Raw genomic sequence first — 17,312 nt, forward strand, 5'->3', positions numbered from 1 at the left:
GCATAGCCTTATCGCGCCTATTACTTCTTACTTGAAATTGTATAGCTTTATCGTGGCTATAAGCTCTTATTTGAAACTGCATAGCCTTATCGCGGCTATTACTTCTTACTTTTAATAATTAATAGCTATATGATGGCTACAATTTCGTAATTTATGAAACGTTATAGCTATATGATGGCTACAAATTTGAAAAAATGAAACGAGAATATCTTGAAAATCATTTGACTAAAAATTTTTTTATTCTATGTAAATTAGTAATAAACGTTGATATAAAGCCATTTCATAAAATATGAAAGAAAATACGCAAAAATCATTATAGCTATATGATGGCTACAACTTTCACTTTAAAAATTCCAACAAAGCTATATACACCAACGGTTGCAGTACTTTTTAATAAAATATAATTTGTTTTAAAAACATGAAACGTTATAGCTATATGATGGCAGTAAACATGAAACGAACTGAAACGTTTATAGCGGTATGATGGCTACAACTTTCACTGCAAAAACCCCAACAAAGCTATACACACCAAGGGTTACAGCAGTTTCCAATAAAATATAACTTATTTTAAAAACATGAAACGTTATAGCTATATGATGGCTACAACTTTAAAACGAAATTAGCGTAAAACCCTATAAAATCAATGGTTTAGTAAGATTCACCCCACAACATACTACGTTTCATATTCAAAAAACTTCATAGCCCTATGGTGGCAACAAACTTTTTTTTATGAAACGTCAAACCCCTTGTCCCCCAAGGGATTTGGGCACGTTTCATTTTTTTATTTTTCCTCTTAAAGGGACAGATTTCACCAGTATTCGATTTGATATAATCAAAAATGAAATTCTATATCTAATTGTGGGGAAAACTGCAACTTAACATAAAAGGAGGTGAAAAAGATGGCAAAACCTTTCGTTATAAAGAACAAACGTAGTTTGAATGGTGAAACAACAACACCGGTAATTGTAACAATTAAATCATGGCAAAGATTAGTAGAAGCTTTAGAAGGTAAGTATTACAGTTTTAAAGATACTTATCTAGAAGACATTGTAAAGTCAATGTCTTCTGAAGAACGAATTGCAGATGAAGAGGGATTTGTTGAACAAGCAAAGCCATCTTTTTCACTGAAAATGAAAAAGATTGTAGATAAAGTAAGTGGATTTGATAAAAATGAGGGCAGAAAACATAAGCTATATGGTATTACAAATGCTGATTTAGAAGTATTTCTATTTCTTCATAAAAAATGTAATACATATGGTGAGCTTTCGCATGTATCAATCCATATGCTTTGGGAAGATTATAAAAATTATAAAGAAGCATTTGCACATATTCACCACTCACAATTTTATGTAGCTTTGAAGAAGTTAAGTTTCCATAACATCATTACAATCGAAAATGAGTACAGTGGTAAATATAAAATCACCTTAACTGATTTCATGAATAAAGAAACGAATAAAGCAAATGCATATACATTTATTAGCCCGATAGTATTTACCAAAGAATTCTTTGAGTTATCCATTGCAGCTAAGAAACTATTCATGGATGTAGCAATGCAGCAGAAACGCGAAACTACCCTGAAACGTTCTTTATTCAAAGTTGATGAACAAGGAAACTCAACACACTTTGGTGGTATGTATCGTTACTTACATAAGAAATACCCACATCAGATTCGTGCTGTACTTGAGGAATTAGAAACAAAACTTTCTGCTACTGGATCTCCTTTATTTAAAATTTGCAAGTTAGAAAAAGGGAAGCAGAATAAAAAGCAATACACAACACTGCATTTATCTGTACATCCTGATTTCTTATGTGCAAAAGAAGAAGGAGCAGAATACCGTGATCCATTTACACCACGAGATACATATAAGCGTAAAGCTAAATTCATAGAAAACTTGTTAGTTGAAATGAATATTTCTGAATTTGCAAAGGATATGAACCAATTCATTAACGTTTTAAAACACTCCTGTCATCGTCAAATTCGCCAAGTAGTTCGTGGCTTACGGGAAATGATTGATCGACAAGAAGGATATCCGAAAAAGCTTGTTTATACACTAAGTAAATTATTAAAGCAATCTTCTCAATATCGTGTATTAGATACAGCTGCTAAAACTGGTATTTATCCTTTAATTACACACAATGTACCTAAACATGAACAAGAAGAGGCCATTTTTAAATTTGGTACTCATTTTGCTATATACTCTTTACGCAATGTTCAAAAGCTATTCCGTAAAGCGCATGACCTACTTCATGCAAAATATGCTGTACCTGTAACTATAGATGCATATCATCGTAATTACATGCAGTATCAAGAGGAATCACTATTTAGAAAATATGCTTATGAGCAAGGAGTAAATATTAACGCATATACAGCATTAGAAATTGAAATTCGCGAACTATTAAAGTCTAGTGGGTATAAAGGAAATCAAATCCCTAGCGATATTCGTGAACTGTTCATTGAAAAAATTGATAAATTGCCGAAGGAAAAGATTCGTGTAATTGAGGTCCCTGAAGACTTTGAGTTAATTCCGTTTCTACAATCTTTAGAAGCATATTACCGTTCAACAAATGAAATACCACATACGGTTGATCAGCTGCTTCCAGCAATGCAATGATACAGCTCTCTATTTTTGAAAAAAGCAAAAGTGGAGGGCTATTCGTGTTGGAGATAACATGTGAAGAGTATTACTTCAAACAAAACAGAGAGTAAGTTTTCAATTTTAATGATCACGACTCTCTATTTTTTATGCAATTACATACATTGCACGTAAATCAAAATAAGATATTCACAATTTCTGTTTTTAAAAATCTGAATTTTCGATTCTTTTGTGTCATTTTATCTACAAAAAAGCATAAATAATTTTTGTAATTCTGTTGATATCTTAATAATTTTGACCTGATGTGTATAACATAAAGCCTTAAGTACTGTTCTTATCATGTTTTATCTCTAAATCTACTTAAAATCAGAAAAACTTCTGTTAGTTATGTTTAAAAAGTGGATTCTGTTCCTAACTTTGACCTATTTGTTAATAAATTGTGTGTAGTTTTTAAGAAATGTGGAAAGCTTGTTCATAAATCAGCAAAATTTGCATTTATTATTTATTCATTTACTCGCATCAAATTCACAATGATTATATGTAGTTTTTATATACCTACTTTACGATATTTTGTAGTTTTTAATCATCATCCAGCTCATTAAGTTCATTCCCAGTATTTACTTTTTATGATTTTTTACGGCTAGAGTAATGATGAACCCTTAGCACAGCAATGTTTTAAGACGATTTTTTCTCTGTATAAAAGTTTTATCTTTTTTCTTTATATATATTAAAGATATATATTATATTAGGTTTTTATATTATGTAATACTTACTATAGAGAATAGATCCTGTGTAAAACCAATTTCATTTCTTAATGGAATTGGTTTTTTTATGTACTTTAATAAACAGTATATTTAGTTTTAATCATTCTAAAAAATTTTTGATATAAAACACAATTTTTTTTATTTCTCTTAGATTTCCGAAAAAAGTAAATCATACTTAAAGTAGATAGTTAATTAGTGAAAATTACAATAAACTTGGTAATCTCCTAACCATTTAAAAAGAGAGGTGAAGACATGGTAAAAAAGAAATCCCAGGAAAACGCGGAAAAAAAGAAATTTACATTCTTTAAAAAAGCAAAGAATAAAACAACTGAAATATTAGATATGCAACAAGAAAATTCAGAAGCACTTAAAGAAAAGAAGAAACGTAAAACAAGGGAGAAAGTTCCAGCGATAACAGGAAGAAAAGTAGGTAAGGTTACATTTTGGTGTGTGATGGGATTCGTGTTTGCAGGAAGCTCTCTTTCATTTATCCAACTTGCCGGTCCTCCTAGAGCAGTAGCTGTTCAAGAAAAGAAGGAGGAACCCGTAAAAATTAAAATGTCAGAAGCAGAATTAATTGCATATGCGAATAGTTTTGCCGTTAATTATTTTAATTGGAAAGTTGATATGAATGTAGCTGAAGAGCGAAAAAAACGATTAGAGAAATTTCTAGTTGAAGGATCCGATGAGCAAGGTGGATTAAATAGAGATACTTTAAAAAATGCTTCTAGTACTTTAGTTAAATCGGAAGCAGTAGAAGTCCGTCAAAAAGGTAATGAGGCAGAAGTTACATTGAAAATCATTCAGAAGCTGGAACCTGTTAACAATCCTGCCCCTGGAACAACTCAAGCCCCAGATACACCAAAAGAGCCTAAAGAAGTTACAAGGTACTTCTCTATTCCAATTTTAATGGAGAAGGGGAAAATGGTAGTTCCTAACAATCCTTCAATCGTTCATGGAGAGAGAGAAAAGGCACCTTATAAAGTGGCCACATTCAAACCAGAAGGACGAGAAATTAATGATGATGCAGAAAAGAAAAAAGTAGAACAATTTTTACAATCTGTTTTTAAAGTATACACAGAAGGAACACCAGAAGAAATTGCTTATTACTTTGAAAAAAGTAATATATCAAACGGACTTAAAGGCATTATGACATTTAGTAAATTGGAAAACCTTCGTATTTATGAAGATAAGGATAAAGGTTACAAAGTCTTAGTTGATGCAAAATTAAAAGACAATGATAGTAGCTTAGAGTACACATACACATATGACCTGAATCTAGTAAATAAGGATAATAAATTTTCAATTGGCTCTATGAAGAAATTTGGAAATACATTAGAGAAAGTGGAGGGTAAATAATTATGGAGCTTTTGGGATTAGATATAGTTGCGCATCAATTATCTGCTATTACAGATGCAACGGTTCTAGGTAACATTAATTTTGGGGTAAATATTAAAAACTGGTTAGTAGCTCAGTTAGGTCCAATCTTTTTAGTTTGTGCAATCATCGGTGTAATAGTGCTACTTGTAAAACGACAAATGGCAGGTTTAATTGGTTGGCTGGTACTTTGTGCAATTGTTTCAGTATTTGTATTCTCACCAGACGTATTTAAGGACCTTGGAACAAAATTATATAACTTAGTTTTCAAATGATAACTATTAAAACTCTTCAACTACTCAACACTTACGTCCTTACGGACTGTTTGAAGTGGGAGATCCCTGCGAACACCGATGTAACCACCGGTTATCTTAGCAGGCTCTACCCGTAGTCCCTACGGTGAAAATATAAGTATCTTGTACGTTGACTCACCACACTACCTACTTTAGCTTGGTTTTCGCAACTTCAGCAAGCGTGGGGCGAAAGAACGTTGAAGATTTTACGGTTGCAACTTTTTTCTGCAACCAACCTCATATCTTCAGTTTTCAAAGAGCAATCTGTACAAGTAAATGATAGCAAACATGTTGGCTTATGCCAACCGACATTCATCTCCCACCTAAAATTGGCGCTTCACATTTTTGAGGAAGGAGTCTTCTGTCGGAAAACGATAAATTTTTAAGGAGTTGGTATAAGTGACTCAGAAACCGACTCGTAAGGAAGTAAGGACTTATAACTCTATTTGGGATATTCCAAAGAGTTTATATGGAATAAGGGACATAACACTCCCTTTTCCAGTCCCTTACAGACAACTGGGAATCTTTGTTGGGACACTTTTAGTAATTATATTTTTAAATCAGTTTTTACCCTTAGGAGAGAATGTCTTTTTCAAATATTTGATATTACCTGGTGGTATAGCGTACTTCTTTGGAAATGTAGAATTAGATGGAAAAAGCCCACACAAATTTATGTATCGATTCTTTGTATTCACATTTGAAAGAAAAAAGTTGAGTCGTTATAAAGGTACAACTAGTAATATTGGAAGCTATCAATATAAGACAGTAGTTCGATTTAAGGATGATTCAATTAAGAAGAAGTAATTAATTAATCTATACAGAAGAATTAGTTTAGTCTCATATTCTTCTCTAAGGAGGCACAAATGAATCAGGTTGAATTTCCAGTCAAATATTTTCATGATAATTTGATTTTTAACCAAGATGGTTCTTGCTGGGCGTATTATGAGGCATACGGGATTCCTTACGAATTTAAAGGAGACGATGATAAAAATACGTTGTTTATGCGACAACTCGGTTTATTTTGGAATTATGAAGAAGAAAAACATCTATTAATGATTCCTGTTTATCAGAATTTCAAAGAAAAAGCCGATGAGTTTAAAGAAACAGTAAGCGGTGAACTAAAAGAGCTTGCAATCGATCATACTGATGACGTTGTCCATGAGTTAGAAAGAAAGTTTGGTAAAAACGCTGTAGAATATCGTTATTTTATAGGTGTGAAATTAAAAGTAAGACACATACAAGAAGGACTTAAGGAAATGCTTTACACAGCATTCCATACCTTTAAAAACACTGCAGAACAGTTTGGATTACTTGGTGACACCAAAATACTAAAAACTGATTTGGAGATGTTTAAAAGGGAAGCTAGCGCCTTTAGAAACAAAATAAGAAAACATTTAGCCGTAAGAAGTTTAGAAACAAATGAAACACAATGGATTGTATTACGCAACTTCTATCGTACATTGGAAGCACCTGTTACAGCAGGGTGGACGCCACCAGTAGTTGATGATGATTCTGCTATCTTTCCGAATCAAGAGAGTTTATTACGCTTAACAGAATCCGAAATAGACGTTAAAGGAAGACATATAGAAATGTCTCAAATCGGTTCTGATGGATTAGAGTATCCAGCATATATGAGTTTCTTATCTGCATCGAAGATTCCATACACAATGGAATTTCCAGACCAAGAGTGGATGTATATGATCCAAAATATAGATTTTCCAATCGAACTAAGTGTTCGTACAGAAAATATTAACCATCGTAAAGCTCTATCTAAACTTAATAAAAAGAAAAAAGATTTAGAAGATCAAGAAGCACATGCAAGGGAAAATGCACAAACTGTTGGGTTAAACGTGTATGAAGGTGTTCAAGAAGCTACTGAATTACAAGCCCTTATACAAAAGACACGTATGCCACTAGTTAAGACATCAGTATCTTTCTGTATATGTGCTGAAGATTTAGATACAATGCGCCGAAATACCAATTCACTTATTTCTATTTATAGAGAGATGATGATTGAGCTAGTTAGACCATATGGGGATCAGTTCCTGCTGTTTAATGAATTTATCCCTGGTGCTAGAAGATATGTAAATGATTATATACATTTTATGGAGCCCGGAGTTCTGGCAGCCGGTATGTTTGGTGCCACACAAGATTTAGGTGATAATATCGGATTTTATATAGGTACAACTGGTATTTTAAACAAAGCAGTTTATATGACACCTTCTCTCGCAGCGACAAATACCGTTGTAAATCAAAAAACGAGCGCACTTTCAGTTGCAGTAACAGGAAGTACTGGTTCTGGTAAATCATTTGGAACAAACTTAATTGTTTACCTAGCGGTACTAGGAGGGGCCCAAACACTGATAGTCGATCCAAAAGGTGAGAGGGGGAACTGGACAGAAGATTTACACGGTTTAGAAGGTAAGGTAAATGTAATTACACTAGGGACTGATAGACGAGATGAAGGGAAACTAGACCCATTTATCATTCATAAACATAGCCGAAAAGATGCAATTGAGTTAGGGATGACAATTCTTACTTTCATTACTGGTATTAAACCAGATAACTCGGAAAAATTCCCGCGCTTAGCTTCAGCCGTAGAATTCGTAGCAGGAATGGAAGAGCCATGCTTAACAGCTGTATCTCAATACCTTGAAGATAGTGAGGATAAAGTGGATCAACAATTAGCTGCTCATATTCAAGCATTTGAGAATTTATCCTTTGCACACTTAATCTTTGGTGATGGGACAAATAGAGATATTGAACTTGATACAGCAGTAAATATCATACAAATTCAGCATCTTGATATGCCAGACATTCAAAAAGATCCGAAAGATTATACCTTACAAGAAAATTTATCAGTTAGTATGTTGATGTCTCTGTCTTCTTTTGCAATAAAATTCTTTCAAAAGGACCCTACTAAATTCAAAATTGTTCTATTAGATGAAGCATGGGCAATCATGGGAACTTCTCAAGGGCGAGAGTTAGCTCGTAAGCTAGTTCGTGAAGGTCGTGCTTTAAACTCTGCAGTATACTTTGCTACTCAAAGTGCAAGTGACCTAGGAGATGAGACGTTTAAGAATAATATCGGTATGAAGTTCTCATTCCGTAATACCGACAGTAAAGAGATTTCTTCAATCTTAGATTTCTTTGGTTTACCTGATAATGAAGAAAATCATGCGATTATTACTAATTTAGAAACAGGACAATGTTTATTCCAAGATATCCAAGGAAGAACAGGTGTTGTCACAATGGATGTAGTGTTTAAAGATTTATACGATGCATTTGATACTAGACCAAATGCAAGGAAGAATTATAGAAAGTCAAATGATGAAAAGCAGGAAGTTAATGCAACCTTTGTCGAAGAAGGGGGAGAAAAAATAAATGTAGGAGTGAGTTAACATGGTAAAAACTAAACTAAAAAAATTAATGCTATCTAGCCTATGTGCTGGCGCTCTAATTTTGAGCGCAGCATGTGGAAATAGCGAAACAAATGTAGGAGAAGAAAAAGATAAACAGGGGCACACTCCAAGAGAAATGATGCTTGATTTTGTAAAGGCCGACTTACAACATGATTATAAAACAATACGTAAATTAGTTGTCGATGGGGAGAAAAATAAAATATTGGACCCTAATAAAGGACCTCAAAATAATTTATCTTACAAAGATTACACTGTAAAAGAATATGTGGTAGATAAGGACACAATTATGTATAACTTTATTTCAAAGAAGCCCCCTAAGAATATCGATAAAGCAGTGAAATGGGTAAGAGTAGTTCGTACAGAAGATGGGTTCAAAGTTCGAAGTTATACCGGCCCTGAACGAAATGAAATTGATGAAGTAGCAAATACTAAACCGACAAATGAGTTTAGTTCGAAAGATTAATAGGTTTCCCATAAAAGGGGGAGTAACATGTAATGAAAAAGTTTATTACCCTATTGTTATTAATTTGTACTTTGCTTTTAGCATTTAATTTACTTTTTAAAGCTGCTCCAGTATATGCAGAGGAAGAACCCAGACCTTCTCTTATAGACGATATCATTCCAAAGAATAAGGAAAAATTAAAATATGAAGAATATCCACCAAGTAGTTATGGCATCGATGTTTATACTCCAGAAGGTGGATTTGGAGAATCTCTTAAATTCTGGAAATGGAAGGATAATATTAAAGAACAAATTGTAGCAACTATTTTTATATTAATTAGTATTGGATGGTCAGTAAACCTTGCAATTAGTAGTTTTGTGACTAGTATGGTAGGCCAATCAATGAGTTTAAATATAGTAGCTGATGTTGGAGATAAGCTAGGTGATGTAATCTCTAAAGCGGCAGGCTTCAATGGTTCTTGGAGTAATGGAATATATAGTGAATTAATTGGACTCATGTTAGCTTTATTAGCTTGCTGGGTTATCTGGGTAGGCTTTGTACAACGACGCCAGTCAGAGATGCTAGGAGGATTGTTAAAAGCATTAGGTATTTTAGTTTTCACCCTAGGTTTTTTTGCGAATTCAAGTTATATTATCAAAGGACTTAATACTTTCTCCGAACAAGTAAATAAAACTGTTCTTGATTCAACTCAAAGTATTAGTGGAGCAAGTGAAGTATATTCAAGTGGTGTCGATTCTATCACTGATTTAACGCATACTCTATTAATCAAACAACCTTATACGTTATTACAGTTTGGTACAACAAATATGAAGAAAATTGGTGATGAGAGAATTAAGAAAATGTTAACAACGACAGATCCTGATGAAAGAAAAGCTCTTTTAAAGGATGAAGTTGAGGTTCAGAAAAACCAAACACTCTCGTTAGATGCTACTTTTGAAAGAGGGGCACTTGTATTATTACTTGGAGCAATTAATCTACCTTTATGGATCGTTCTTGGATTATGCAGTATGACGATGTTATTCTATCAATTAATGTTTATTATTGTAGCTTTAATGTCACCTGTAATGTTATTAATGGCATTAGTTCCAGCCTGGACTGGAACAGCTAAAAGGTTCTTAGCTGAATTATTTAGAACACTTTTAATGAAAGTAGCAATAGGCTTTCTGGTTACTTTAATGTTTTGGGTATCGTCAATCCTATTTAGCGCTACCGACAAATATGGGTATTTAGTTGTAGCTGCATTACAAGTACTTTCATTCTTAGGTGTTTGGTTATACCGTAAAACAATTTTTGATGCTATTACTACAGTACCAGCAAGTACAGGAGCTGCACGCGCATCAGATGCTATGAGTAATATTAGGCAGAAATATCGTGATGTTAGACGTAGATCTAAGTCAGTTGGAAGAGGTGTAGCAGTAGCTGGAGCCGCGGGTGTTGCAAGTGCGGCAATGGCCGGAAAAGTAGGTAAATCAGGCTATAGTAAGTTTAAACAGTTGAAAGAAAACTATGCTGATAGAAAAGAAAAGGTAGCAGATGGTAAGCGCAAGGAAAAAGAGCAAATGCAAGCAGAAAAAGAAAAAAATATTAATCAAATGAAAAAAGAAGAAAATTTAGGTGTTCGCGATAGAAAAGGAAATCAAGAGCAAGAAAGGGTTAAGGAAGAAGTAGCCGCAACTAAAGAGAATCAAGAATTAGCAGTACGAGGGAAACATCAAGATAATGATTCTGAAATACAACAAGCAGAACTAAAAGATAAAGAAGAAGATGTAAAAGCGGAAGTAAAACCAGTAGCGGCAATTAAAATACCAACGGGTCAAACTAAGTCAACGGATGATAAACCGATTATAATACCACAGTCAGGGACGACACCAATACCAGCGAATCCGATAGAGAGTAAACCAATTACAACACCACAGTCAGGAACAACACCAATACCAGCGAATCCGATTGAGAGCAAACCAATCACAACACCACAGTCAGGAACAACACCAATACCAGCGAATCCGATAGAGAGTAAATCAATTACAACACCACAGTCAGGAACAACACCATTGCCAGCGAATTCGATAGAGAGTAAGCCAGTCACTACTTCCCAGGTGAGTACACCACAAAAACAAGTAGAGGTAAAACAAGTTAATCAACAACAAAATAAAAATGTTCCTAAAGTGAATAATCAACAACATGTAAAAGAAGGAGCAGATATTAAGAAAGTTAACGAAAAAGCACAAACACAACAAGAAGCTGTAAAAAATGTAAAAGCAAAAGAAACGATAAAACCAAAATAATTCAGCACGTGAGGGAGGGTTTATACATTGAGTGCGGAACCAAATCGCGACTTTGAAAATGAACATCATCCTGAAGCTGAGCTAGGGAATGCTAAGCCTGCCTTGAAAAAGGCAGGCCATTCTTTAGGGAAGACGGCTGGTAAAGGAACAAAAGTAGCGGGTAAAGCAGTTGCACAAGTAGGGAAGAAAGTAGCAGTTAAAGTAGCTCAAAAGGCAGCTACAGTTGCTGTTGCAAAGCCATTATTAATAATAGCCGGTGTTATTCTGGCTGTTGTTGCAGGTTTAGGTATAGTCATATTTTTATTAACTGCTAGTATGAGTGAAGATGAAGTCAGTCCTGGAGGAATTGGTGGTCCTTTTGCCCCAGGTACAGCAAGTGTTAGTCCTGAAGTAATGAGATGGGAGCCATTGGTAAGGAAATATGCGGCACAGCATGGTATTGAAGCAATGACTCCTTTAATTCTTGCTCTTATCCAACAAGAAAGTTCTGGAACACAATTAGATGTAATGCAAAGCTCGGAATCACAAGGGCATCCTCCAGGGTATTTTACTGATCCAGAGGAAAGTATAAAATATGGTTTAATGCATTTTGCTGATTGTCATAAAAAATCAAATGGTGATCAAAATACTACATTACAATGTTATAACTACGGAACCGGATACGCTAACTATGCAGTTTCGAAAGGTGGATATACACACGAGAATGCAAGAGCATTTTCTGCAGAGCAATCAGCTAAAAATGGGTATAAATGTGGTTTGTGGCGAAGTGCAGAGGCTGTAGCTAATAATTGGTGCTATGGTGATCCCGATTATGTCCCACATATTATGAGATACTATCAACCTGGACAAACTCCTGGTGGTTCTGGTGGAATTGCTGGTGGTAGTGTTTTAGGTGATGATGTATTCCAAGCAATTATGGCAGAAGCACTAAAGTATCAAGGATGGCCATATGTTTTTGGAGGGCGAACGCCAAATACATCATTTGACTGTAGTGGAATTATTGAGTATACGTATTCAAGGGTTGGTATTAATTTATTTGGTACTGCACAAACCCAATGGGATAAAACCCAACGTGTAACAGATCCTAAGCCAGGAGATTTAGTATTTTTCCATAGCACTTATGCTACAAGTAACTACATTACGCATGTTGGCATTTATGTAGGAAATAATACAATGTATCATGCTGGCGATCCAATTGACTATGCTGATTTAAGTAAACCATATTTTCAACAGCATTTTGCGGGATATGGTCGTGTAGTTAGATAATAATGCATGTAACATCTAGCAACTTATGAAACTGCGAAAAGGAGGTAAATCATGAAGAAAATCATCATTATAATAGCAATTTTATTAATAGCTAGTGTAGGGTTTTTAATAAAATATCAATCTGATAACGAAAAACTTAAAACTGATAATATAAAATTAACGAAAAAAGTGGAAAAGGTGGAGGCACAATACAACGATACGAAAAAGGAATTGTTAGCTCTAAAGAGTAATAATCAACAACAAGTAAAAGAAGCTGCAGAACGATTTCTTAAAGCTTTCCGTACTTATGATACAGGTAAAGGCGAATCTTACCTTGCTAATATCGATGCATATATAACACCAAATGCAAAGAAAGAATTAACACCACCAGGTGGACCAACGCAATCTGCTCCTGGAACTGGAGATGAGAAAGAAAAGAAGAAAGTTTCATTTCAATCTGAATACACAGGTGGCGAGTTGTATTATGCATTTTTGGATACTACAAAAGCAAATGTATTAGCAAAAGTAAAAAGTAAAATTACAGTTAATGGTGTTTCATCTGATAATATGTCATTAATGCAAATAAATCTTATCTATGATGGAAATAAGAAATTATGGCTTGTCGACAAACTTATACCTTTAGCAGATTTAAAAGATCGTACGCCTTAGGATTTGTACACACTAAACATGTAGATTAATAAAAAAAAGAGCCTTTTTTTATTTTTAATGAGAGGGGCCTTTTTGGAATTTTGTAAACTTAAAATAGGTTCGTGAAGTAATTACTAATGTATGGGTGTTTTATCACTTCAATTATGTAGATAACATCTGATGTTAAGGGGGTAAGTTGAAGAAAGGCACCTTAGGGTGTCTTTTTTATGATTAGCAATAAGTTTTAAATTTTGCAATAACATCCAACGAGCTTATGAGGAGCTAGACGGACGTCAGCAAGGCCGTTTTGCAAAACACGTTTCATTGTACGTGAAAATGTTGCAAAACAACAAGGATATACTATGATTTGATTTCATCATAAAAGAAATCATTTCCAATATCTACAGGTATAATTTTACCGAATGTGGTAAGAGAGCAAATTGCTCTCTTTTTTTTGTCTTTTAGATGTTCCCCCAATTCTAAAGGGACAATTATCCATAATGTTCCCAATTAGATATAATACATCAAATAAATATCAAATTTATGTTAGGGGGAACGAACTTGAATGGATATTTTTATAGACAGACTCCTATGTTAACCACTATACCTAAACCTTGGACACATGAAATACCATGGTGGTGGTGGCATAATCATATTCCACTACCAGATCCACCACCAGATCCATATGCTCATCCTTATAGTATACCGGCACAACATTTTCAATCATATCAACAGTATCACCAATATCAACATCAACCATATAGGTGACTATTTTTTACTAATAGATAAAAAGGAGAGACTGGTACTCTCTTTTTTATTTCCCTTCGACAAAATATGACAATATTCGAATTAATTGTTTGTTATGATAAGCTCGGAAATCTTACATTTTACATAATTGGAGGAAATAAAATGAAAAAACCGTTCTACAAAAAATGGTGGTTCTGGCTTATCGTTGTTATCATAGTGCTTGGAGCTTACGGTAATAGCAGTAAGGATAAAGAAGAAACTAAACCAGCTTCTACTGAACCAAAACAAGAGGCTAAACAGGAAACGAAGAAAGATGAGCCTAAGAAGGAAGAAACTAAACCTGAGCCTAAAAAAGAAGAACCTAAAAAGGAACTTTCTAAAGAGGGCGAATCTTCTAAAGTTAAAATTGCGGTAGGTTCTGTTGAATCAAAAGATTCAGTAGGTGGCGAATACTTAAACGAAAAAGCGCAAGGCGTGTTTAAAGTAGTTGAAATTACAATTACAAATAATCAAAAAGACGCTATCACTGTTGATGCTAACAGCTTCAAATTAGTTGATAATAAAGATCGTGAATTTACATACTCTACACAAGCTCAAACTGCTTTCGATGTAGGCAACGGTGGTAAATCTGATTTCTTCTTAAAACAACTTAACCCTGGCTTATCTCAAACAGGGAAAATTATCTTTGATGTTCCCGCTGACGCACAAGGCTTAGTTTTAAAAGCTCGTGGCGGTATGATGGGTAAAGAAATTAAATTAAAAGTAGAATAGTCGAAGGCACTCGAAAGAGTGCTTTTATTATTTCAAATTAAGAGGACGTGTATTCTTGAGTATTCGGGTGAATCCGTAACGAAGTGGAAGAATTGCACGAAATGGAAAGGTAAAAAAATAATGGATATGTTAGGGAGGAAATAACAACATGACAAGCAACAAGAAAAACATCAAACAAAAAGCACTATATGGAACATTGGCGGCTTCTCTGCTATTCTCTGGATTTATGGTTTATACCTGGGATAAGGTAGCAAATGACTATAACAATTTAGTAGACGAGTACAACAAGTTAAAGAAAACGGAAGGGGGTACGGCCACTACTAAATGGGACAGTAAGAATATTAATAAGTTCTTATATCATGCGGAAAAAATGGTAAACGAGGCTAAAAATCCTCTTTATGATGAAATGACAGCGGATATCATTCTAATGGAGATAAAAAACGCCTTTTTGGAGGTAAAACAATTGAAGTTACCGAGAGAGTATGAGGATGCTATTTTCTGGGTTTATTCTTCAGCTGATACTTTACAAAGTGTATATACTAACGATTCTTTTAGTAGCCAAACGAGGGAAACACAAAGAAAAACGTTAGAGAAGCAAATTGAAATTGTAAAGGAACTTACTGACAAATACAAGGCCTAGAATACATAAAAAAGATTTTTATTAACATATGGACTTGGAGTAATCTCCTTAGACATCCCAAGAGATTTTTTACAATAATATAACTACTAGGAGGAAGCATATTGAAGAGAGTTATTTTAACAGTAGGATTATTTACAATACTATTAACAGGCTGTAAATCAGGAGAACCAACAACAGAAAATTATAAAGTAACAGAGGTAGGACGTGACTATGTTTATGCTAAATGCATCGAACATAATGGAAAACACGATCTTGAATTTGATACATCAGATGAACGCTTTTGGGATAATAAAGAATACGGTTATATAGCCAAAGGAGATGTGTTTGAGATAGTTTCCTATGAAGAATCAGACGAGGTAATTTCACATCGTAAACTTGATGTAGAAGAAGCTATGAAGGTTGAAGGGCTTATTGACTAATAACCCCCTAATAAAGTAAGGAAAAGGCACCTTAGGGTGTCTTTTTTTCATTTCGACATGATACGACAAAATAGTTATGATTATATTTGTTATGATAGTTCAGGTGAATCTTACATTTTAAACGCTGGGGGATACATACTATGAACAAAAAACTATTAACAACACTTACTTGTTTAGCTTTATTCATGGGATTAGCAGCATGTTCATCTAACGAGACAGCAAGTACTTCCAAAGAATCTAAAGCTGAGCAAGAAGCACAAAAGGAAGCTGAGAAAGCGAAGAAAGCTGAAGAAAAAGGGACTGTGAAAAAGGAGAAAGCTGAACAAGAGACGGCTGAAAAGCAACGCAAACAGCAAGAAAAGGCTACAAAAAAGGAACAACCAACAACTACTTCTGGTAACACTATTAAAGGCTTAAAAGACGAACTATCCATTGGTATGCCATTTAAAGATTATCTTGCTAAAAAGAAATCATTAAATGTAGAGAATCCCTTCAGTATTTCACTCGGAAAAGGTAATGTAGGTAGTGTTCTTCAAGCTCAAGATGGAGTATTAGTTGTATGTATTGATGGAGAAAAGATATTCGATTTAAAAACATTTAAAAATGTTGAAGAAGCTAAAGAATACGAAAAGAGCTTAAAAGTAAAATAATAGATTCAATTCATATTTCTCAATCACCAATATAACTTAATATGGTAAAATATTATTTGGATGAAAGTCCAAATACATATTATTAAAATTAAAGTGGTTCAAGTCGGAGGAAGGCACCTTAGGGTGTCTTTTTTTCTACCTATAAATGATTAATTGTTATATAATAATATTATTGTATTTTAGGAGGAACATAAATGAATAAAAAACTAATCATTGGAATTATCGCTGTACTAGTAGCTATCATTGCTTCCGTAGCTATTTTTAAAGATTCCAAATCAGAAGATATGAAACCTAAGTATTCACAAAAAGATATGGATAAACTTATCGATCAACACTTTAATGAACAGCAAGAATTAAAAACACAAATCAAAGAGTTGAAATCTAAAGTAGACTCCTATGAAAAAGAGCAAACTAGGTCACTTCAAAAAACTACACAGCCGAGTCAAGAAACACCTAAACCGCAAGAACAAGAACAGCCTAAAAAAGAAGACGTAAAGCCGGAGTCTCAACCGGAAAAGAAAGAAGTACCTAAACCAGAACAAACTACTGGAACATTAGCGAACCCAGTAAAGAACATCGACAAAACAGAAGCTATGAATAAGGTTAAAGAAAAAGCTAAGAAAGACTTCCCAGATGATTATTCTACTCAAAATTATGTTGCAAATAAACAATCCAAAGCATTTGACTATTTAAATAACATTGAAATTAAATCGCAAGAAGAATTAAATATTATAAATAAGGCACTACTTGATTTTCCTACTGATTTTTCAACAGCAAAATATGTATATGAAAAACAAATGAAAGCTAAAGGTGAGCAAGAGGCCCAGTAATAATTTAATAAAATAGATAATAAATATGGTAAAATAATATTTGGATGGGAGTCCAATACATATTATTAAAATTAAAGTGGTTCAAGTCGGAAGGCACCTTTGGGTGTCTTTTTTTATTACCATTCGACATAATATAACAATATACAGATTGATAGTTTGTTATG

General features: G+C 33.9%; 15 protein-coding genes and 1 pseudogene. All 16 read left to right on the forward strand.

Annotation, left to right across the window (positions count from 1 at the left end; translation table 11 throughout):
• Positions 1-899 precede the first annotated feature (899 nt).
• The 16 genes and pseudogenes from ACTFRY_RS18520 (at position 900) to ACTFRY_RS18595 (ending at position 17,148) form a co-directional block, all read left to right on the forward strand.
• Entirely contained in the window at positions 900-2,612 is a 1,713-nt protein-coding gene (locus ACTFRY_RS18520; protein ID WP_098617178.1) for a hypothetical protein, read from the forward strand.
• 998 nt (positions 2,613-3,610) lie between these two features.
• Positions 3,611-4,717 (forward strand): conjugal transfer protein, encoded by a 1,107-nt coding sequence (locus ACTFRY_RS18525; protein ID WP_098617179.1) that lies wholly within the window; start codon positions 3,611-3,613, stop codon positions 4,715-4,717.
• Between the two features lie 2 nt (positions 4,718-4,719).
• Positions 4,720-5,010, forward strand: a complete 291-nt coding sequence (locus ACTFRY_RS18530; protein ID WP_098617180.1) for a hypothetical protein — start codon at positions 4,720-4,722, stop codon at positions 5,008-5,010.
• Positions 5,011-5,427: 417 nt separating this feature from the next.
• On the forward strand, positions 5,428-5,832 hold the full coding sequence (locus tag ACTFRY_RS18535; RefSeq protein ID WP_000192360.1) for a TcpE family conjugal transfer membrane protein: 405 nt from the start codon (positions 5,428-5,430) through the stop codon (positions 5,830-5,832).
• A gap of 59 nt (positions 5,833-5,891) precedes the next feature.
• Positions 5,892-8,429 carry an ATP-binding protein gene (locus ACTFRY_RS18540; RefSeq protein WP_098617181.1) on the forward strand — a complete coding sequence of 846 codons (2,538 nt, stop codon included), beginning with the start codon at positions 5,892-5,894 and terminating at the stop codon, positions 8,427-8,429.
• Position 8,430: 1 nt separating this feature from the next.
• Positions 8,431-8,913, forward strand: coding sequence for a hypothetical protein (locus ACTFRY_RS18545; protein ID WP_071680271.1), 483 nt, complete (start codon positions 8,431-8,433; stop codon positions 8,911-8,913).
• A 32-nt stretch (positions 8,914-8,945) separates the two neighbouring features.
• On the forward strand, positions 8,946-11,198 hold the full coding sequence (locus tag ACTFRY_RS18550; RefSeq protein WP_332278734.1) for a CD3337/EF1877 family mobilome membrane protein: 2,253 nt from the start codon (positions 8,946-8,948) through the stop codon (positions 11,196-11,198).
• 27 nt (positions 11,199-11,225) lie between these two features.
• On the forward strand, positions 11,226-12,464 hold the full coding sequence (locus ACTFRY_RS18555; RefSeq protein ID WP_098617229.1) for a bifunctional lytic transglycosylase/C40 family peptidase: 1,239 nt from the start codon (positions 11,226-11,228) through the stop codon (positions 12,462-12,464).
• A 51-nt stretch (positions 12,465-12,515) separates the two neighbouring features.
• The gene (locus ACTFRY_RS18560) at positions 12,516-13,112 is read left to right on the forward strand and encodes a hypothetical protein (protein WP_098617230.1); all 597 of its coding nucleotides are present in this window, start codon (positions 12,516-12,518) and stop codon (positions 13,110-13,112) included.
• Between the two features lie 234 nt (positions 13,113-13,346).
• Positions 13,347-13,457: pseudogene (locus ACTFRY_RS18565) on the forward strand (XRE family transcriptional regulator); the annotation flags it as partial.
• A 195-nt stretch (positions 13,458-13,652) separates the two neighbouring features.
• Complete coding sequence (locus ACTFRY_RS18570; protein WP_001014800.1) at positions 13,653-13,859, forward strand: hypothetical protein; 207 nt, start codon at positions 13,653-13,655, stop codon at positions 13,857-13,859.
• Between the two features lie 141 nt (positions 13,860-14,000).
• Positions 14,001-14,609, forward strand: a complete 609-nt coding sequence (locus ACTFRY_RS18575) for a DUF4352 domain-containing protein (RefSeq protein ID WP_000742851.1) — start codon at positions 14,001-14,003, stop codon at positions 14,607-14,609.
• A 148-nt stretch (positions 14,610-14,757) separates the two neighbouring features.
• Positions 14,758-15,249, forward strand: coding sequence for a hypothetical protein (locus tag ACTFRY_RS18580; protein WP_000203276.1), 492 nt, complete (start codon positions 14,758-14,760; stop codon positions 15,247-15,249).
• A gap of 101 nt (positions 15,250-15,350) precedes the next feature.
• Positions 15,351-15,668 carry a hypothetical protein gene (locus ACTFRY_RS18585; RefSeq protein ID WP_000832199.1) on the forward strand — a complete coding sequence of 106 codons (318 nt, stop codon included), beginning with the start codon at positions 15,351-15,353 and terminating at the stop codon, positions 15,666-15,668.
• Between the two features lie 140 nt (positions 15,669-15,808).
• Entirely contained in the window at positions 15,809-16,318 is a 510-nt protein-coding gene (locus ACTFRY_RS18590; RefSeq protein ID WP_098617231.1) for a hypothetical protein, read from the forward strand.
• 194 nt (positions 16,319-16,512) lie between these two features.
• Positions 16,513-17,148, forward strand: a complete 636-nt coding sequence (locus ACTFRY_RS18595; RefSeq protein ID WP_098617232.1) for a hypothetical protein — start codon at positions 16,513-16,515, stop codon at positions 17,146-17,148.
• Positions 17,149-17,312: the final 164 nt, after the last annotated feature.

It is taken from the genome of Bacillus cereus group sp. MYBK195-1, assembly GCF_051916605.1.
In the GTDB taxonomy this organism is placed as follows: Bacteria; Bacillota; Bacilli; order Bacillales; family Bacillaceae_G; genus Bacillus_A; species Bacillus_A cereus.